This window comes from Thioalkalivibrio sp. ALE23, from assembly GCF_000378545.1.
Taxonomy (GTDB): Bacteria; Pseudomonadota; Gammaproteobacteria; order Ectothiorhodospirales; family Ectothiorhodospiraceae; genus Thioalkalivibrio.
Window position 1 is genome coordinate 33,543 of sequence record NZ_KB900032.1, and the last position, 18,331, is coordinate 51,873.

The window sequence follows — 18,331 nt, forward strand, 5'->3', positions numbered from 1 at the left end:
GCGCGGGGCCTCAGCCCCGCGGGCACCAGGCGATGGCGTCCATCTCCACCTGGGCACCCTTGGGCAGGGCGGCCACGCCGATGGCCGCGCGCGCCGGGTAGGGCTCGCCGAAGTATTCGCTCATCAGCTCGTTGACCAGCGGGAAATGGGTCAGATCGGTGAGGTAGATGTTGAGCTTGGCGATGTCGCCCAGCCCGGCGCCGGCGGCTTCCAGCACCGCGGCGAGGTTGTCGAACACCCGGCGGATCTGGGCCTCGATGCTTCCGTCCACCAGTTCCATGGTGGCCGGGTCCAGCGGGATCTGGCCCGACAGGTACAGGGTGTCGCCGGTACGCACCGCCTGCGAGTAGGGGCCGATGGCGGCCGGGGCGGTTTCGGTCTGGATCACTTCGCGGGACATGAGGTCTCCTGATTGCTGTGCGCCATAACTGTGCGACCGGCACCTTACCGCATCAGCCTCGCGGGCGGGAGATCTTCAGGACGTCGGGCAGGCGCCGCAGCATGCGCATGATCTGCGCCAGGTGCCGGCGGTCGCGCACCGTGAGCAGGAAGGTCATCGCGGTGGAATGCCCGTCCTGCTCGTTGAAGGAGATGTGCTCGATGTTCGAGCCCTGATCGGCGATGTTCGCGGCCATCTCCGCCAGCGCCCCGCGACGGTTCGCGGTGCGGGTGCGGATCGCGGCGGTGAACTGCAGGCCCGGTTCGTGCGACCACTGGAGGTCGATGGTGCGGTCGGGGCGCTCGCGGCCTTCGTGCAGGTTGCGGCAGTTCTCGCGATGGATCACCAGCCCGCGTCCGGCACTCAGCTGGCCCACGATCGGGTCGCCCGGGATGGGATAGCAGCAGCGCCCGTAATTCAGGACCATGCCCTCGGTCCCGCGGATGGCCAGGGTCGGGGTCTCGTCGCCGCTGGTCTCGCCCTCGACTTCCGCGGTTTCGGCGGTCTCCAGGCCCGTCAGCTGGCGGGCCACCAGGCCGGCCATGCGGTTGCCGAGGCCGATCTCGGCCAGCAGGGCGTCCAGATCCGGCAGCTGCATGGCGTCCAGCAGCTGGTCCAGCTGCGCCGGGGAAACCCGCGCCAGGCTAGTGTCCAGCGCGGACAGGGCCTTTTCCAGCAGTCGCCGCCCAAGGGCGCGGGCCTCGTCGGTCTGCATCGACTTCAGGCAGTGGCGGATGCCGCTGCGGGCCTTGCCGGTGACCACGAAGGACAGCCAGGCCGGGTTGGGCCGGGCGCCCTCCGCCGTGACGATCTCCACCGTCTGGCCGCTTTGCAGGCGACTGGACAGCGGCGCCAGCTGACGGTCGATCTTGGCCGCTACGCAGCGGTTGCCCACATCCGAATGCACCGCGTAGGCGAAATCGATGGGCGTGGCATTGCGCGGCAGTACCAGGATGTCGCCATTCGGGGTGAAGGTGTAGACCTCGTCGGGGAACAGGTCGACCTTGACGTTCTCCAGGAACTCGATGGAGTTGCCCACGCTGTTCTGGATCTCGAGGACGTCCTTGAGCCATTCGCGCGCGCGGCTCTGCGCGGTCTGCGCCAGTTCGCCGCCGGCCTTGTACTGCCAGTGCGCGGCGATGCCGCTCTCCGCCACGCGGTCCATCTCGGTGGTGCGGATCTGCACTTCGATGGGGATGCCCTGCGGACCGAACAGCACGGTGTGCAGCGACTGATAGCCGTTGGACTTGGGGATCGCGATGTAGTCCTTGAAGCGCCCCGGCACCGGCTTGTACAGGTTGTGCACGACCCCCAGCGAGCGATAGCAGGTGTCCATGCTGTCGACCACGATGCGGATCGCGAAGACGTCGAAGACGTCCTCGAAGGTGTTGCGCTTCGACCGCATCTTGCGGTAGATGCTGTAGAGCGATTTCTCGCGCCCGGTGATGCGGCCCTCGATGCCCGCGGCCTCCATGCGCGAGCAGATCGCCTGCTCGATGTTGCGCATCGGCTCGCGGCGGTTGCCGCGGGCTTCGCGCATGGCCTTCTCCAGCACCGCCGCGCGCCACGGATGCTTGGCGGTGAACCCGAGGTGCTCCAGCTCGCGGCGCATCGCGTTCATGCCCAGGCGCTGGGCGATGGGGGCGTAGATCTCCAGGGTCTCGTTGGCGATGCGGCGTTTCTTGTCCGGGCGCATCACGCCCAGGGTGCGCATGTTGTGCAGGCGGTCGGCCAGCTTGACCAGGATCACCCGGATGTCGCGGGTGATCGCCAGCATCATCTTGCGGAAGTTCTCTGCCTGCGCCTCGGCCTTCGACTGGAACTGCAGGTGGGTCAGCTTGGAGACCCCGTCGACCAGCTCCGCGACCTCCTCGCCGAACTCGGCGTGGATGCGGTCCTTGCTGGTGGGGGTGTCCTCCATCACGTCGTGGAGGATGGCCGCGCAGATCGCGCGGTGGTCCATGCGCATCTCGGCCATGGTGCGGGCCACGGCCAGGGGATGGTAGATGTACGGCTCGCCGGTCTTGCGCGTCTGGCCGTCGTGGGCCTCGGCGCCGAACAGGTAAGCGCGATAGACCTCCTCGACCTGCTCCGGCTCCAGATACGCCTCGAGCTCAGCGCACAGGTCGCTGATCAGGAAACGTGCGGAGCCCGAGGGAGCCGAGGAGACGGCCCCGGGCGCGGACAGCCCAGCGGCCATGGGCTCCACCTACCGTTCGTCGGCTTCGAGCTGTTCCAGGTGCCGGATCGTGGAGAAATCCAGCATCTGGTTCTGCGGACGCTCGTCGTGCTCGTCGAACACCTCGGCCCCGACCACGCCCGCTGCGATCTCGCGCAGGGCGATGACCGTTGGCTTGTCGTTGTTCTCGGGCACTCGGGGTTCCTTGCCGTGGGCGATGTGACGCGCGCGACGGGCGGCCATCATCACCAGCTCGAAGCGGTTGTCGACTTTTTCGAGGCAGTCCTCGACGGTTATGCGGGCCATGGTCTTGCTCCGGCTGTTGCGTCTGTTGCGTATGTCAGGCCGATGCCCGGGCACCGGCCAGCAGGTTGTTCAGGGTGTCCGCCGAGCGGATCTCCTGCTCCACCGTGCGCAGCCGGTTGGAGCGGAAGATGCTGGCGAGATCCCGCAGAGCCTGATCAAACTCCGCGTTGACCACGGTGTAGTCGTATTCGCGGTAATGCGTGCAGTCCGACTCGGCATCACGCAGGCGGCGTTCGATCACCTCCTCACTATCCTGACCACGGCCGCGCAGCCGACGTTCCAGTTCGGTGCGCGAAGGCGGCAGGATGAAGACCGAGCGGCAGTCCGGCACCGCGGCGCGGACCTGCCGGGCACCCTGCCAGTCGATCTCCAGGATCACGTCGAAACCGGCGTCCAGGCGTTCGTTCACGCTGGCCAGTGCGGTGCCGTAGAAGTTGTCGAACACCTTGGCGTGTTCCAGCAGCTTGCCGTCCTCGATCATGCCGAGGAAGGTCTCCGCCGAAACGAAATGGTAGTCGATGCCGTCGACCTCGCCCGGGCGCGGCTGACGCGTGGTGTGCGAGACCGAGACCTCGACGTCCTCGACGCTGTCCAGCAGTGCGCCGACCAGGCTGGTCTTGCCGGCACCGGAGGGTGCGGAAACGATGTACAGCGTGCCACGTGCGGGCCGGGAAGAAACGGTCATGCTGGCGTCCGCCGAAGGAGGACCGGGCGGTGCCGGATGCACCGCCCGACCGGAGAAATCGGGAAATGGTCGGAGTGAAAGGATTCGAACCTTCGACCCCTGCCTCCCGAAGGCAGTGCTCTACCAAGCTGAGCTACACTCCGACGCTGAGCTGAGTATTGTGCCGTGTTGATCCGGAGTTGTCCATGCCCCCGGGCGCCCGGTCCGGCATCGCCAGTCGCGAGACCTTTCCCTGTCATCGCGAGTCGCGAGGCTTCCCCCTCGTCATCGCGAGTCGCGAGGCTTCCCCCCTCGTCATCGCGAGTCCCGAAGCTTCCCCCTTGTCATCGCGAGTCGCGCAGCGACGTGGCGATCTCCATCCGCAGCCACCTGATCCTGCATGCAGTCGGCTTCGGCCGATTGCCACGTCGCCTTCGGCTCCTCGCAATGACGCGGAGGGGTTCCGCGCAATGACGGGGCACGAATGATGATGGGGGGTGAACGGGGCGCGTGGGCGGTGAACGCGGTGTCAGTGATCGCGGCCCACGGCGAAGCGGGCGATGTCCGCCAGCGCGCGGCGGTGGGGGTTGTCCGGCAGCCCGGCGATGGCGTCGATGGCCGCGTCGGTCTCGGCTTCCGCGCGCGCCCGGGCGTAATCCAGAGCGCCGGTGGAGTGCATCGCCGCGATTACCGCGTCGGTTTCCTCGCGCCCGCCCTGTTCGATCGCCCGGCGCACCACGGCCTTTTCGGCGTCGTTGCCCTCGCGCAGCACGTGGATCAGCGGCAGGGTCGGCTTGCCCTCGGCGAGATCGTCGCCCAGCTGCTTGCCGGTCACCTCGGGGTCGGCCGAATAGTCGAGCACGTCGTCGATCAGCTGGAACGCGGTGCCCAGGTGCATGCCGTAGCGTGCCAGTGCGGCCTCGTCGGCGGCGTCGCGTTGCGCCAGGATCCCGCCGATCTGGCAGGCCGCCTCGAACAGCTTGGCGGTCTTCGACTGGATCACGTCCATGTAGCGCGCCTCGTCGACATCCGCGTCGTGGCAGTTCATCAGCTGCATCACTTCGCCTTCGGCGATCACGTTGGTCGCGCGCGACAGGATCTCCATCACCCGCATCGAGTCGATCTCGACCATCATCTCGAAGGCGCGGGTGTAGAGGAAGTCACCCACCAGCACGGCGGCCTCGTTGCCGAAGATGTGGTTCGCGGTCTCGTTGCCGCGGCGCATCTCCGAGGCATCCACCACGTCGTCGTGCAGCAGGGTCGCGGTGTGGATGAACTCCACCAGCGCCGCCAGGGTGACGTGCTTGTCGCCTTCGTAACCGCAGGCCCGGGCCGACAGGGTCGCCAGCAACGGCCGCAGTCGCTTGCCGCCACTGTGGATGATGTAGTGTCCGAGCTGGTTGATCAGCACCACGGGGGAGCTGAGCCGGTCGCGGATGCAGGCGTCGACTGCCTGCATGTCGTCGGCAGCGAGCTCTCGGATGGCGTCTATGGACATGCGGTTCGGCAGGCCGGTGAGGGTGGGGTCGGTTTCGGCAGGCCCGCACGCGCGCGCCGCCTCCAGCAAATGACGAGCCCGGCATGCTAGAAAGGGGGTGGCGGGGTGTCAAGCAATACGGGTGGCGGAAACGTTGACCCCCGGCGGGGGTGCTGCTAGCATTGCCGCCCTTTCGCGAGACCAGTCATCAGCACCTGGTCCATACAGGTCATCGCAACGGAGTCCCAGGGAAATGTACGCGATCATCGCAACAGGTGGTAAACAGTACCGCGTCGCCGAAGGTGACGTGATCCGCATCGAAAAGCTCGACGCCGAAGTCGGTTCCGAGGTCGATTTCGACCAGGTGCTGATGGTGGGTGCGGGTGACGATGTCCGCGTCGGGGCCCCGGTGGTCGATGGCGGCAAGGTCACCGCCAAAGTCGAGGACCACGGCCGCGGCGACAAGGTCCGCATCATCAAATTCCGGCGCCGCAAGCACAGCATGAAGCAGGCGGGCCACCGGCAGCACTACACCACCGTGCGCATCACCGGCATCGCCGGCTGAGCTGCGGCACGACAGTACTCGGGAGAACGAGAACATGGCACACAAGAAGGCAGGCGGCAGTTCCAAGAACGGGCGCGATTCCGAGAGTAAACGCCTTGGCGTCAAGCGGTTTGGCGGCCAGACCGTGAGCGCCGGGAACATCCTCGTCCGTCAGCGCGGTACGCAGTATCATCCCGGCGAGAACGTGGGTTGCGGCAAGGACTACACGCTGTTCGCCAAGGTGGATGGCGAGGTCGTGTTCAAGAAGGGCGGTCGTTTCAACCGCCGTTTCGTGACGGTCCAGCCGCAGCAGTAATCCGGCCGTCCGCAGTCCGGATCGCCGTAAAGCCCCGTTCTGCGGGGCTTTTTTTGTTTCTATCCCCTCCGGAGGCGAAGGATGCAGTTCATCGACGAGGCGAACATCGTGGTCAGGGCCGGCGATGGCGGTAATGGCTGCGTGAGCTTCCGCCGCGAGAAGTACATCCCCTTCGGCGGGCCGGATGGCGGCGACGGCGGGGACGGGGGTTCGGTGTGGCTGGTCGGGACCGAGCGCCTGAACACCCTGGCCGACTTCCGCTACCAGAAGCGTTTCGACGCCCCGCGCGGGAAAAACGGCATGGGCCAGAACCGCACCGGCGCGTCCGGCGAAGACCTCGAGATCGCGGTGCCGGTGGGCACCGTGGTGCGCGATGCGGAGACCGACGAGCTGCTGGGCGACATCACTGCGGACGGCCAGCGTCTGCTGGTCGCCCAGGGCGGCTACCACGGCCTCGGCAACACCCGCTACAAGAGCTCCACCAACCAGGCCCCGCGCCAGAGCAAGCCGGGCACGCCGGGCGAGCAGCGGCGCCTGCAGCTGGAGCTGCGGGTGCTGGCCGACGTGGGGCTGCTGGGGCTGCCGAATGCCGGCAAGTCGACCCTGCTGTCGCGCGCGTCGGCCGCGCGTCCACGGGTGGCCGATTACCCGTTCACCACGCTTTATCCGCAACTGGGCGTGGTCAGCGTGGGGCCCGAGCAGAGCTTCGTGATGGCCGATATACCCGGGCTGATCGAGGGCGCGGCCGAGGGTGCCGGGCTGGGCACCCGCTTCCTCAAGCACCTGGGGCGCACCGAGCTGCTGCTGCACCTGGTGGATGTGGCCCCGCCGGATCCCGAGGCGGACCCGGTCACCGACATGCAGACCGCGCTCACCGAGCTGCAGCGGCACAGCGAAGAGCTGGCGGCGCGTCCGCGCTGGCTGGTGCTCAACAAGTGCGAGCTGCTGGACGCCGAGGCGCTGGATGCGCTGGGCGAGCGCATGCAGGCGGTGCCGGGCGGGGACGTACCCCAGTACCGCATCTCCGCCGCCACCGGCGACGGCGTGGACGGTCTGCTGCAGGCCGTGATGCGCGAAGTCGAGCGCCGGCGCCTCGACCCGGCGGAGGGCGAGCCGGAGGCCGAAGCATGAGCCGCGCCCTGCCGCAGGCGCGGCGCGTGGTGGTGAAGATCGGCAGCGCGCTGATCACCGCCGATGGCACCGGCCTCGACCGCCCGGCTCTGCAGGCCTGGGCCCGGCAGATGGCCGAACTGCGGGAGCAGGGGCTGGAGGTGATCCTGGTGTCCAGCGGGGCGGTGGCCGAGGGCATGTATCGCCTGGGCATGACCGAGCGGCCGCACCAGCTGCATCAGCTGCAGGCCTCGGCCGCGGTCGGTCAGATGGGGCTGGTGCAGGCCTACGAGCAGGAATTCGCGGCGCACGGGCTGCACGCCGCCCAGGTCCTGCTGACGCATGACGACCTGGCCGACCGCGAGCGCTACCTGAATGCGCGTTCGACCATGCAGGCCCTGCTGACCCTCGGCACCATCCCGGTGGTCAACGAGAACGACACCGTGGCCTACGAGGAGATCCGGCTGGGCGACAACGACACCCTGGCGGCGCTGGTCGCCAACCTGGTGGTGGCCGATCTGTTGCTGATCCTGACCGATCAGGAGGGCCTGTTCGACGCCGATCCGCGGCGTGACCCGCAGGCCCGGCGGATCGCCGAAGGCCGCGCCTCCGACGTGACGCTGCAGCAGTTCGTGGCTCCGGAGTTCGGGCGGCTGGGACGCGGCGGCATGGCCACCAAGCTGTACGCCGCGGAGCGTGCCGCGCGTTCCGGTACTCATACCGTGATCGCCTCGGGGCGCGAGGAGCGCGTGATGGCGCGGGTCCTGGCCGGCGAAGACGTGGGGACCTGGCTGCAGCCGGACCGCGAGCCGCTGGCCGCGCGCAAGCGCTGGATCGCCGACCAGCTGCATTCGCGCGGTGTGCTGCATCTGGACGAGGGCGCCGCGCGGGTGCTGCGCGAATCCGGTCGCAGCCTGCTGGCGGTGGGCGTGGCGCGGGTCGAGGGGGAATTCCGCCGCGGCGAGGTGGTGACCTGCGTGGCCCCGGATGGCTCCGGGGTTGCGCGTGGACTGGTCAACTACTCGGCGGCCGAGGTGGAGCGCATCCGCGGTCTGCGCGCCGATCAGATCGAGGCGGAGCTGGGCTATCAGTTCGAGCCGGAGCTGGTGCACCGCGACAACATGGTCCTGCTGTAGCGACACGCGCACGACATGCGCACGCAAACGGGCCCGCCCCTGTGCACAGGGGCGGGCCCGTTCGGTCTTCAGGCTGCCGGCCGGGCCCGCAGGCCCGAGGGTCTTACGCCTGCAGGGCGCGGATCCGCTGGTTCAGGCGGCTCTTGTGGCGGGCCGCCTTGTTCTTGTGGATCAGACCCTTGTTCGCGGTCTTGTCGATGATCGGGACCGCCTGGCGATACGCCTCGCGGGCAGCCTCGACGTCTCCCTGACGCAGCGGCTTGAGGACCGCCTTCATGTACGTACGGAAACGCGACCGCAGCGCCATGTTGTGGGCGCGGTTCTTCATGGACTGACGGGCCCGTTTACGGGCAGAAGCAATATTCGCCAAAACTCTATCCCTCGCGTGATTCGCCGGGTTCTCTGAAAGGCGACAAAGCATACTCGGGACCCCGGTCAGGGTCAAGCTCGTCTTCGCCGTAGGAGCCTGCTTGCAGGCGAACCGGGCCCGGGCGCCCCGGAATGGAATCCCGGAGCCCGTGCGTCTACATTGCAGGCATCACAACACAAGAAAGGAGCATGGAGATGAAATACCCCGCCGCCCGCAACAACGCCCTGGTCCCCGGCTTCGTGCTGGTGCTGCTGGCCCTGTTTGCCGCCAGCCTGGTCCTGGTCCCGCAGCAGGCGCGCGCCTTCGAGCCCGAGGCCAAGGTCGCCTACCACGCCGATTTCGCCGATCCGCGGCGCTTCTCGGCAATGCTCACCAGCATCAACAACATGGTCACCCACTACGAGCGCGAGTTCATCGAGGCGGATGTGCGGATCGTGTTCGTCTCGCACGGCATCCGGTTCCTCACCGAGGACAACCTCGAGGACACCCCGTTCGAGGCCGACGAAGAGCTGCTGGAGGAGCGCGAACGGCTGCAGAGCCGCCTGCGTTCCCTGGCCAATACCTATGACGTGCAGCTGGAGCTGTGCGACATCACCCGTGGTGACATCGGCCTTCCGGAAGAGGATTTGATGGATGGCGTGGATATCGAGCTGGTGCCCTCCGGCGTGGTGCGCCTGACCGAGCTGCAGAACGACGAAGACTTCGCCTACCTGAAGATCGAGTAATCCTCCCTCCCTCCTGACGGCTGCCCGCGGTTCCCCGGGGGCAGCCGTCGCCGGGCCTGGCGCCGGGCGAGTCGGTTACACTCCGGTCCGCTCATTGTCTGTGTGGTGCCGGCTTCCGCATGAACCGACTGTTCCGATCCACCGCTGTGGTCAGCGGCATGACCATGATCTCGCGGATCATGGGCTATTTGCGCGACATGGTGCTGGCGGTGACCTTCGGGGCCAGCGCGGCCACCGACGCTTTCTTCGTCGCCTTCCGCATCCCCAATTTCCTGCGCCGGCTGTTCGCCGAGGGGGCCTTCAACCAGGCCTTCGTGCCGGTGTTCGCCGAATTCCGCGAGAAGCGCGGGCGCGAGGCCCTGCGCGATCTGCTGGACCATACCGCCGGGGCGCTGCTGGGCGCGGTGGCCGTCGTTACGCTGCTGGGCATCCTCGCGGCCCCGGCCCTGATCTGGATCTTCGCCCCCGGGCTGGCGCAGGAGTCAGGGCGCCAGGACCTGGCGGCGGACATGCTGCGGATCACCTTCCCGTACCTGCTGTTCATCTCGCTGACCGCGATGGCGGCGGGCATTCTCAACAGCATCGGGCGCTTCGCGGTGCCGGCCTTCACCCCGGTATTTCTCAACCTCGCGCTGATCGCCGCGGCGCTGTGGCTGGCGCCGCTGTTTGCCGAGCCGGTGGTCGCGCTGGCCTGGGGCGTGTTCATCGCCGGGGCGCTGCAGCTGGCCTTCCAGATCCCGTTCCTGTGGCGCGCGGGGCTGCTGCCGCGGCCGCGTTTCCGCCGGGCGCACGAGGGGGTGCGCCGGATCGTCAAGCTGATGCTGCCGGCGATCCTCGGGACCTCGGTGGTGCAGATCAACCTGCTGGTGGACACCCTGATCGCGTCGTTCCTGGTGGCCGGGTCGATCTCCTGGCTGTATTTCGGCGATCGCTTCGTCGAGTTGCCGCTGGCGCTGTTCGGCATCGCCATCGGCACGGTGATCCTCCCGCGCCTGGCGAAACAGTTCAACGAGGAGCGACCCGAGGCCTTCGGCCGCACCCTGGACTGGGCGCTGCGCACGGCGATGCTGGTGGCGCTGCCGGCGATGGCCGGGCTGGTGGTGCTGGCGGTGCCGATCCTCGCGACGCTGATCCAGTATCAGGAGTTCACCCCGCACGACACCCACATGACCGCACTGGCGCTGGCCGCCTATTCGCTGGGGCTCCCGGGCTTCATCCTGATCAAGGTGCTCGCGCCGGGCTTCTTCGCCCGCCAGGACACGAAGACCCCGGTGCGCATCGCGATCATTGCCATGCTGTGGAACATGCTGCTCAACGGCCTGTTCGTGCTGCCGTGGTATCTGTCCGGGGTGCCGGGTGCGCATGCCGGGCTGGCGCTGGCGACCTCGGCCTCGGCCTATATCAACGCCGGGCTGCTGTACCGCGGGCTGGTGCGCGAAGGGATCTACCGGCCGGGGCCGGCCCTGCGGCGCCTGCGCTACGGGCTGCCCGTGGCCCTGGCGGTGATGGTGGCGGTGCTGGTGTTGCTGTCGCCGGCGCTGGACGCATGGACGGACTGGTCCATCCCCGAGCGCGGGACCGCGCTGACCGGGCTGATCGTCGCCGGGGTGGCCAGTCTCGGGGTGACCCTGTGGCTGGCCGGGCTGCGTCCGCGGCATTTCCTGTTGCGCGAGGCCTGATCTCGCGGGGCACGCCGGGTTATACTTGCCGTTTTTCCTGGATACGGGGCAATGCGGCTGATTCGAGGGCTGGGCAGGTCCGACGGTGCGGATTCCGGGCTGGCCGCGGTGCGTGGCGCCGTGGTGACCATCGGCAACTTCGACGGTCTGCACTGCGGGCATCAGGCGGTGGTGGACCGCCTGCTGGCGGCCGCGCGCGAGCATGCGGCGCCGTCGGTGCTGATGACCTTCGAACCGCTGCCGCGCGAATATTTCGCCGAGCACGCCGGAGCGCCCACGCCGCCCGGCCGGCTGCAGCGCCTGCGCGACCGTCTGGTGGCGCTGGACGGCCGCGGACTGGACGCCGCCTGGGTGCTGCGCTTCGATGCCCGCCTGGCGGGGCTGCCGGCGCGCGACTTCCTCGAGGAGGTCCTGTACCGGCGGCTGGGCGCGCGCCATGTGCTGGTGGGCGATGATTTCCGCTTCGGCCGCGGGCGCGAGGGCGACAGTGCGCTGATGCGCGCCGAAGGGGAGCGGCTGGGCTTCAGCGTGGAGTCCACGCCCACGGTCAGCGATGCCGACGGGCGCATCAGCAGCACCCGGGTGCGCGCCGCCGCGCGCGAGGGCGGCTTCGACGAGGTGGCGCGGCTGCTGGGACGGCCGTACCGGCTGCACGGGCGGGTGGCGCATGGCGACCGCCTGGGGCGCACCATCGGTTTCCCCACGGCCAACGTGCGCCTCGGGCGCTGGCCGCTGGCGCTGCGCGGGGTGTATGCCGGCTGGCTGCACGGCGCGGGCGGTGAGCCACTGGCCGCGGTGGCGAACATCGGCTGGCGGCCCACGGTGCAGGGCACCGAACAGCGCCTGGAGATCCATGTGCTGGACGCCGCCCCCGAACTCTACGGCGCGCGCGTGGCGTTCGAACCGCGCGCGCTGGTTCGCGGCGAACAGCGCTTCGACGGGCTGGATGCCCTCAAGGCGCAGATCGCGCGGGACGCCGACACGGCGCGCGAATGCCTGGCGGGCGACGAACCGGGCCGCGTGCCCCGTACCGTCTGCTGACACCGGTCCAGATCGCCGAATTCCTCCAACTCCACAGCAACCGGCCCCGCGGGGCCCATCCGGAAGAGCCATGGCCAAGAAACAGGCACCGCCGAATCCCTACAAGGATACGCTCAACCTGCCGCAGACCGCGTTCCCCATGCGGGCGAACCTGGCAAAGCGCGAGCCGGAATGGCTGGAGCAGTGGCGCGCGGAGGATCGTTACCGCCGCTTGCGCGAGCACTGCGCCGGACGGCCGCGCTTCGTGCTGGCCGACGGCCCGCCGTACGCCAACGGCTCCATCCACGTGGGGCACGCGGTCAACAAGATCCTCAAGGACATCATCGTCAAGAGCCGCACGCTGGCGGGTTTCGATGCCCCGTACGTGCCCGGCTGGGACTGCCACGGCCTGCCGATCGAGCTGCAGGTGGAGCACAACATCGGCAAGCCCGGCCACGAGGTGGACGCCGCCGAGTTCCGCGAGGCCTGCCGTGCCTACGCCGCGGAACAGGTGGCCGGCCAGTCGGCCGACTTCCAGCGCCTGGGCGTGCTGGGTGACTGGGACCACCCGTACCTGACCATGGACTACCAGGTCGAGGCGGACACCGTGCGCGCGCTGGCGCGCATCTACGAGCGCGGCCACGTGCAGATGGGCGAGAAGCCGGTGCACTGGTGCGTGGACTGCGGCTCCGCGCTGGCCGAGGCCGAGGTGGAGTACGAGGACAAGATCTCGCAGGCGATCGACGTGCGCTTCCGCGTGGTGGACGACGTGGATCTGGTGCGGCGTTTCTCCGGTGCGGATGCCGACGGCCCGGTGAGCGTGGTGATCTGGACCACCACGCCGTGGACCCTGCCGGCCAACCAGGCGGTGGCCGTGCATCCGGAGCTGGATTACGCGCTGGTGGAGCTGGAACACGAGCGCCTGCTGCTGGCGGAAGAACTGCTGGAGGACTGCCTGGGTCGCTACGATCTGGGCGAAGGCCGTGTGCTGGCACGGGTGAAGGGTGCCGCGCTGGAAGGCCTGATGTTGCAGCACCCGTTCCTGGAGCGCGAAGTGCCGCTGATCCTCGGCGACCATGTGACCACCGAGGCCGGTACCGGCTGCGTGCATACCGCCCCCGGCCACGGTCAGGATGACTACGCCGTGGGCCTGCAGTACAACCTGCCGGTGGACAACCCGGTGGGCCCCGACGGGGTGTTCGTGGAGGGCACGCCGTATTTCGCCGGGCAGAACGTGCACCAGGCCAACGGCCACGTGATCGACGTGCTGCACGAGAAGGCCGCGCTGATCGTGGCGCGCAAGCTGCACCACAGCTACCCCCACTGCTGGCGGCACAAGACCCCCATCATCTTCCGCGCCACGCCGCAGTGGTTCATCAGCATGGACCGCGCGGAACTGCGTGCCGATGCCCTGCGTGCGATCGGCGCGACGCGCTGGATGCCCGACTGGGGCGAGGCGCGCATCCGCGGCATGGTGGCCAACCGGCCCGACTGGTGCATCTCGCGTCAGCGCCACTGGGGCGTGCCCATCCCGTTCTTCCTCAACCGCAAAACCGGGCGCGTGCACCCGCGCACCCCGGAGCTCACCGAGCGGGTCGCCCGGCGCATCGAGGAGCAGGGCATCGAGGCCTGGTTCAGCCTGGACCCCGAAGAATTCCTCGGCGAGGAAGCCGCCGACTACGTCAAGCTCACCGATACCCTGGACGTGTGGTTCGATTCCGGCGTGCTGCACAGCACGGTGGTGGAGAAGCGCCCCGAGCTGGGTGGCCTGCCGGCGGATCTGTTCCTCGAGGGTTCCGACCAGCACCGTGGCTGGTTCCAGTCCAGCCTGCTGACCAGCGTGGCCATGCGCGGCGAGGCGCCCTACCGCGGGGTGCTGACCCACGGCTTCACCGTGGACGAGAACGGCGAGAAGATGTCGAAGTCGCGCGGCAATGTCGTCGCGCCGCAGGAAGTCGTCTCCACCCTGGGGGCGGACATCCTGCGCCTGTGGGTGGCCGCGACCGACTTCGCCGGCGAGATGGCGATCTCCGACAACATCCTCGAGCGCACCGCCGACGCCTACCGGCGCATCCGCAACACCATGCGCTTCCTGCTCGGCAACCTCAGCGGCTTCGATCCGCAGCAGCACGCGGTGCCGCTGGACGAGCTGCTGCCGCTGGACCGCTGGATCGTGGCGCGCGCGCTGCAGGTGCAGGAGCAGGTCACCCGCTCGTACGACGAGTTCCTGTTCCACCCGATCTACCAGAGGGTGCACAATTTCTGCTCGGTGGAGCTGGGCAGCTTCTACCTCGACGTGATCAAGGACCGCCAGTACACCACCCCGGGCGATTCGCACGCGCGGCGTTCCGCGCAGACCGCGCTGTACCACGTGGCCGAGGCCCTGACCCGGTGGATCGCGCCGATCCTGACCTTCACCGCCGAGGAGATCTGGGAGCTGCTGCCGGGCGAGCGCGCCGACTCGGTGCTGTTCGCCACCTGGTACGAGGGCCTGGCCCCGCTGCCGGACGACGCCGCGTTCAGTAACACCGACTGGGACCGCATCCTCGAGATGCGCACACACGCCGCGCGCGCGCTGGAGACCGCCCGCAACGAGCAGCGCATCGGTGCCTCGCTGACCGCCGAGATCGACCTGCACGTACCCGCCGATGCTCCGGTGCGCGGCCCGCTGGAGCGCCTGGGTGACGAACTGCGCTTCGTGTTCATTACCTCGGAGGTGCGCCTGAGTAGCGAGCCCGCCCCGGCCGAGGCGCATGCCGCGACCCTGGAGGACGGCACTGCGATCGGCGTGGTGGTGCACCGCAGTGAACACGCCAAGTGCGTGCGCTGCTGGCACCTGCGTCCCGACGTGGGCGAGAACCCGGCGCATCCCGAGCTGTGCGGGCGCTGCGTGACCAACGTGGAGGGGCCGGGCGAGACCCGGCGGTTCGCGTGAGGCTGCCGGGGCATTCCGGACTGGCGCCGGGGCTCGCCCTGGCCGCGGTGGTGCTGGTCCTCGACCAGATCACCAAGTTCTGGGCCGAGCGCGCGCTCACCCAGTTCGCCTCGGTGGAAGTGGCCCCGTTCTTCAACTTCACCCTGCTGTACAACCCGGGGGCGGCCTTCAGCCTGCTGGCGGACGCCGGCGACTGGGGCCGCTGGCTGCTGTCCGGGATCGCGATCGCCGCCGGGGTGCTGATCACCGTGTGGCTGGCTCGCCTGCCGCGCGATGCCTGGCTGACCATCGCCTCGCTGGGGCTGATCGTGGGCGGGGCCATCGGCAACCTGGTGGACCGCCTGCGCATCGGCAAGGTGGTGGATTTTCTCGACTTCCACTGGGCCGGGCATCACTGGCCCGCATTCAACGTCGCCGACATGGCGATCACCGTGGGCGCGGTGCTGCTGATCGTGGCCGCCTTCACCGAAGGCGAGGCCACCCGCCGCGACTGAACCGCCCCACGCCCGCAAGCGAACTGGAGCAAAGATGACGACCGTAGTAAAAGAAAAGCGCGTACGCATGCACTACCGGCTGGTGCTGGAAAACGGCCTGGTGGTGGATTCCACCGGCGAGGAACCGACCGAGCTGGAGGTCGGCGCCGGCGAGATCCTGCCCGGGCTGGAAGACCTGCTGATCGGCCTGCAGCCGGGCGATCAGCGGGAATTTGCGATCGAGGCCGGGACCATGTTTCCTTGGCCCGAGAAAGAGGCCTTCCAGTCGGTGCCCCGCAACCAGTTCCCGCCCGACGCGGAGCTGGCAGAGGGTCAGATCTACGAGTTCACCAGTCCTTCGGCCGAGGCCGTGCCCGGCCGCATCAGCGAATTGAGCGAGGAGACCGTTACCGTGGACTTCAACCACCCGCTGGCGGGCAAGAACTTCACCTTCGAGGTGGAGATCCTGGAAGTGCACCCGGCGGACGAGTGATCCGCGAGGAGAACCGGCCATGAACATGCAGGTCCAGCTTGCCAACCCCCGCGGCTTCTGCGCCGGCGTCGAACGCGCCATCGAGACCGTGGAGCGCGCCCTGGAGATCCATGGCGCCCCGCTGTACGTGCGCCACGAGGTGGTGCACAACCGCCACGTGGTCGGGCGGCTGGAAGACGCCGGCGTGGTGTTCGTGGAGGAACTGGACGAGGTCCCGGACGGCAACGTGGTCATCTTCTCCGCGCACGGCGTGCCGCGCCGCGTGCAGGAAGAGGCCGAGCAACGCGGCCTGACCGTGTTCGACGCCACCTGTCCGCTGGTCACCAAGGTCCACCTCGAGGTGTCGAAGCACGCCCGCGAGGGGCGCGAAGTCGTCCTCATCGGGCATGCCGGCCACCCCGAGGTGGAGGGCACCCTGGGCCAGTTCGACACCTCGAACGGCGGGCGCATGATGCTGGTGGAAACCGTGGAAGACGTGGAACGCCTGGAAGTGAGCGAGCCCGACCGGCTGGCGTTCGTCTCCCAGACCACGCTGTCGATGGACGACACCGCCGACATCATCGATGCCCTCACCGCGCGCTTCCCCAACATCGAGGGGCCGCGCAAGATGGACATCTGCTACGCCACGCAGAACCGTCAGGACGCGGTGAAGACCCTCACCGACGACTGCGACCTGCTGCTGGTGGTCGGCTCGAAGAACAGCTCCAACTCCAACCGCCTCGCCGAGATCGGCGCGCGCGCCGGCGTGCCGTCGTATCTGGTGGACGGTGCCGCCGACATCGACCCCGCCTGGCTCGAAGGCCGCGACCGCATCGCCGTGACCGCCGGCGCCTCCGCCCCCGAACTGCTGGTGCAGGAAGTCATCGACTACCTGCGCGAGCGCGGCGTGAACGAGGTCAGCGAAGTCGCCGGCCAGGAAGAGACCATCACCTTCTCCATCCCCCCCGGCCTGCGCGACACCGCCTGACCCCGGTAGGAGCGGCCTTGGCCGCGAACTGGAGTTGTCCTAATCTGGACCCTTTCGGATTCGCTGCCGCGGTGCCCCATGCTTTCTCCCGAACAAACTTCGCAGCTCGAGCGCCTCGCCAGAGAGCATGGCTGGGAGCTGCTTGTCCTGTTCGGCTCCACGGCGCGGGACGGCACCGGCCGGGACATCGACCTTGCCGTTCAGCCGGCGGAGATGCCGGGCCTGATGACCCAGGGTCGCTGGCAACGGCAACTGGAAGAGATCCTGGAGCCTTGCCCGGTTGATCTGCTGGTCCTGAGCGAGGGTACTTCCCCGCTGACCCGGTTCGAGGTCTTCCGGGATGGCGTCTGCCTGTACGAAGCACAGGCCGGGCGCTTCCACGCCGAGCAGGACCGGGCCTTCTTCCTGCACGCCGACTCCGTACTCTTCCAGCAACTACGGTAGAGGGCACGGATGCCTCCTGATACCGATGCCGTGCCCGACGCCCTGGAGGTGTATTCCGCCTTTGCCAGCTGGGCCGGGGAGCGCGTCCGGTCGAGCCCGTAGTCATTCCTGCCGGGTATCGGTCTCCCGGGCGCCCCGGTGTACCCTGACCGCTTCAATCTCCCCGGAATATCTCGACCATGACCGAAACCACGCCCGCGCGCCACGACTTCCGCCTCAGCATCGTCTGCCCCGACCAGCACGGCATCGTGGCCCGGGTGGCCGAGGCCATTGCCGGCACCGACGGCTGGATCACCGAAGCCGCCCAGCACACCGACGCCGAGGCCGGCTGGTTCTTCATGCGCTGGGTCTTCGCCCTCGACCCCGCGCGCGAGGGCGAACTGCGCGACCGCCTGCTGCATCTGGGCGAAGACATGCGCATGGACTGGGTCCTGGCCGACTCGTGCAGCCGCCAGCGCGTAGTGCTCATGGTCAGCCGCGAAGGCCACTGCCTCAGCGACCTGCTCGCCCGCTGGCACGCCGGCGAGCTGCCCATGGACATCCCCGCCATCCTCTCCAACCACACCGACCACGAACCCCTGGCGCGCTGCTACGGCATCCCGTTCGAGCACATCCCCGTCCCGCGCGACGACCGTGCGACCGCCTTCGCCCGGCTGCAGGAACGCCTCGACGACCTGCAGCCCGACACCGTGGTCCTCGCCCGCTACATGCAGATCCTCCCGCCGTGGATGTGCGAGCGCTACCCGCAGCGCATCATCAACATCCACCACAGCTTCCTGCCCTCGTTCTCCGGCGCGCGCCCCTACCACCAGGCGCACACCCGCGGCGTCAAGCTGATCGGCGCCACCAGCCACTACGTGACCGAAGAACTGGACGCCGGCCCCATCATCGAACAGGACGTGACCCGCGTACGCCACGACGACAGCGTGCAGGACATGATCCGCAAGGGCCGCGACGTGGAACGCTGGGTCCTCGCCCGCGGCCTGCGCTACCACCTCGAAGGCCGCGTGCTCACCCACGGCAACAAGACCGTCGTCTTTGACTGAGCGCTGAG

At 68.6% G+C, this 18,331-nt stretch carries 19 protein-coding genes and 1 tRNA gene; 13 read left to right on the forward strand and 7 right to left on the reverse strand.

The features are described 5' to 3' along the window. Positions 1-10: 10 nt before the first annotated feature. The 6 genes from F573_RS0103805 to ispB form a co-directional block, all read right to left on the reverse strand. Positions 11-400 carry a RidA family protein gene (locus F573_RS0103805; protein ID WP_018868971.1) on the reverse strand — a complete coding sequence of 130 codons (390 nt, stop codon included), beginning with the start codon at positions 398-400 and terminating at the stop codon, positions 11-13. 52 nt (positions 401-452) lie between these two features. Then, positions 453-2,639, reverse strand: a complete 2,187-nt coding sequence (gene spoT / locus F573_RS0103810; RefSeq protein WP_019021512.1) for a bifunctional GTP diphosphokinase/guanosine-3',5'-bis pyrophosphate 3'-pyrophosphohydrolase — start codon at positions 2,637-2,639, stop codon at positions 453-455. 9 nt (positions 2,640-2,648) lie between these two features. Beyond that, complete coding sequence (rpoZ, locus tag F573_RS0103815) at positions 2,649-2,924, reverse strand: DNA-directed RNA polymerase subunit omega (RefSeq protein WP_018947187.1); 276 nt, start codon at positions 2,922-2,924, stop codon at positions 2,649-2,651. Positions 2,925-2,958: 34 nt separating this feature from the next. Continuing rightward, positions 2,959-3,609: a guanylate kinase gene (gmk, locus tag F573_RS0103820; protein WP_026300790.1), complete on the reverse strand. Its 651-nt coding sequence runs from the start codon at positions 3,607-3,609 to the stop codon at positions 2,959-2,961. 66 nt (positions 3,610-3,675) lie between these two features. Further along, a tRNA-Pro gene (locus F573_RS0103825) sits at positions 3,676-3,752 on the reverse strand. 365 nt (positions 3,753-4,117) lie between these two features. Beyond that, positions 4,118-5,086 carry an octaprenyl diphosphate synthase gene (ispB, locus tag F573_RS0103830; RefSeq protein WP_026279416.1) on the reverse strand — a complete coding sequence of 323 codons (969 nt, stop codon included), beginning with the start codon at positions 5,084-5,086 and terminating at the stop codon, positions 4,118-4,120. Between the two features lie 232 nt (positions 5,087-5,318). Between ispB and rplU the strand changes: the two genes are divergently transcribed. From rplU to proB, 4 genes are all read left to right on the forward strand, one after another. Further along, positions 5,319-5,630: a 50S ribosomal protein L21 gene (gene rplU, locus F573_RS0103835; protein ID WP_018936343.1), complete on the forward strand. Its 312-nt coding sequence runs from the start codon at positions 5,319-5,321 to the stop codon at positions 5,628-5,630. A 34-nt stretch (positions 5,631-5,664) separates the two neighbouring features. Beyond that, the gene (gene rpmA / locus F573_RS0103840; RefSeq protein WP_018868976.1) at positions 5,665-5,925 is read left to right on the forward strand and encodes a 50S ribosomal protein L27; all 261 of its coding nucleotides are present in this window, start codon (positions 5,665-5,667) and stop codon (positions 5,923-5,925) included. Positions 5,926-6,006: 81 nt separating this feature from the next. Further along, on the forward strand, positions 6,007-7,056 hold the full coding sequence (cgtA, locus tag F573_RS0103845; protein WP_019021513.1) for an Obg family GTPase CgtA: 1,050 nt from the start codon (positions 6,007-6,009) through the stop codon (positions 7,054-7,056). Continuing rightward, a complete protein-coding gene (proB, locus tag F573_RS0103850; protein ID WP_018947182.1) occupies positions 7,053-8,171 on the forward strand; it encodes a glutamate 5-kinase in 1,119 nt (372 codons plus the stop codon). Before cgtA ends, proB begins: the two co-directional genes overlap by 4 nt. A gap of 103 nt (positions 8,172-8,274) precedes the next feature. Here proB and rpsT read toward each other — a convergent pair whose 3' ends face one another. Continuing rightward, complete coding sequence (gene rpsT, locus F573_RS0103855; RefSeq protein WP_026279417.1) at positions 8,275-8,541, reverse strand: 30S ribosomal protein S20; 267 nt, start codon at positions 8,539-8,541, stop codon at positions 8,275-8,277. A gap of 194 nt (positions 8,542-8,735) precedes the next feature. On the opposite strand from rpsT, the gene F573_RS0103860 reads away from it, so the two are divergent. From F573_RS0103860 to purU, 9 genes are all read left to right on the forward strand, one after another. Continuing rightward, entirely contained in the window at positions 8,736-9,266 is a 531-nt protein-coding gene (locus F573_RS0103860; RefSeq protein WP_018868980.1) for a DsrE family protein, read from the forward strand. Between the two features lie 119 nt (positions 9,267-9,385). Next, on the forward strand, positions 9,386-10,945 hold the full coding sequence (gene murJ / locus F573_RS0103865) for a murein biosynthesis integral membrane protein MurJ (protein ID WP_026300791.1): 1,560 nt from the start codon (positions 9,386-9,388) through the stop codon (positions 10,943-10,945). Positions 10,946-10,996: 51 nt separating this feature from the next. After that, positions 10,997-11,986: a bifunctional riboflavin kinase/FAD synthetase gene (gene ribF, locus F573_RS0103870; RefSeq protein ID WP_019021515.1), complete on the forward strand. Its 990-nt coding sequence runs from the start codon at positions 10,997-10,999 to the stop codon at positions 11,984-11,986. 70 nt (positions 11,987-12,056) lie between these two features. Beyond that, positions 12,057-14,900: an isoleucine--tRNA ligase gene (gene ileS, locus F573_RS0103875; protein ID WP_019021516.1), complete on the forward strand. Its 2,844-nt coding sequence runs from the start codon at positions 12,057-12,059 to the stop codon at positions 14,898-14,900. Continuing rightward, the gene (gene lspA / locus F573_RS0103880) at positions 14,897-15,394 is read left to right on the forward strand and encodes a signal peptidase II (RefSeq protein WP_019021517.1); all 498 of its coding nucleotides are present in this window, start codon (positions 14,897-14,899) and stop codon (positions 15,392-15,394) included. The genes ileS and lspA overlap by 4 nt, the downstream gene beginning before the upstream one ends. A 34-nt stretch (positions 15,395-15,428) precedes the next feature. Next, positions 15,429-15,866, forward strand: a complete 438-nt coding sequence (locus tag F573_RS0103885) for a peptidylprolyl isomerase (RefSeq protein ID WP_019021518.1) — start codon at positions 15,429-15,431, stop codon at positions 15,864-15,866. A gap of 19 nt (positions 15,867-15,885) precedes the next feature. Next, positions 15,886-16,833, forward strand: coding sequence for a 4-hydroxy-3-methylbut-2-enyl diphosphate reductase (gene ispH, locus F573_RS0103890; RefSeq protein WP_019021519.1), 948 nt, complete (start codon positions 15,886-15,888; stop codon positions 16,831-16,833). Between the two features lie 78 nt (positions 16,834-16,911). Continuing rightward, the gene (locus tag F573_RS0103895; RefSeq protein WP_018868987.1) at positions 16,912-17,277 is read left to right on the forward strand and encodes a nucleotidyltransferase family protein; all 366 of its coding nucleotides are present in this window, start codon (positions 16,912-16,914) and stop codon (positions 17,275-17,277) included. Positions 17,278-17,456: 179 nt separating this feature from the next. Continuing rightward, entirely contained in the window at positions 17,457-18,323 is an 867-nt protein-coding gene (gene purU / locus F573_RS0103900; protein WP_019021520.1) for a formyltetrahydrofolate deformylase, read from the forward strand. Positions 18,324-18,331 lie beyond the last annotated feature (8 nt).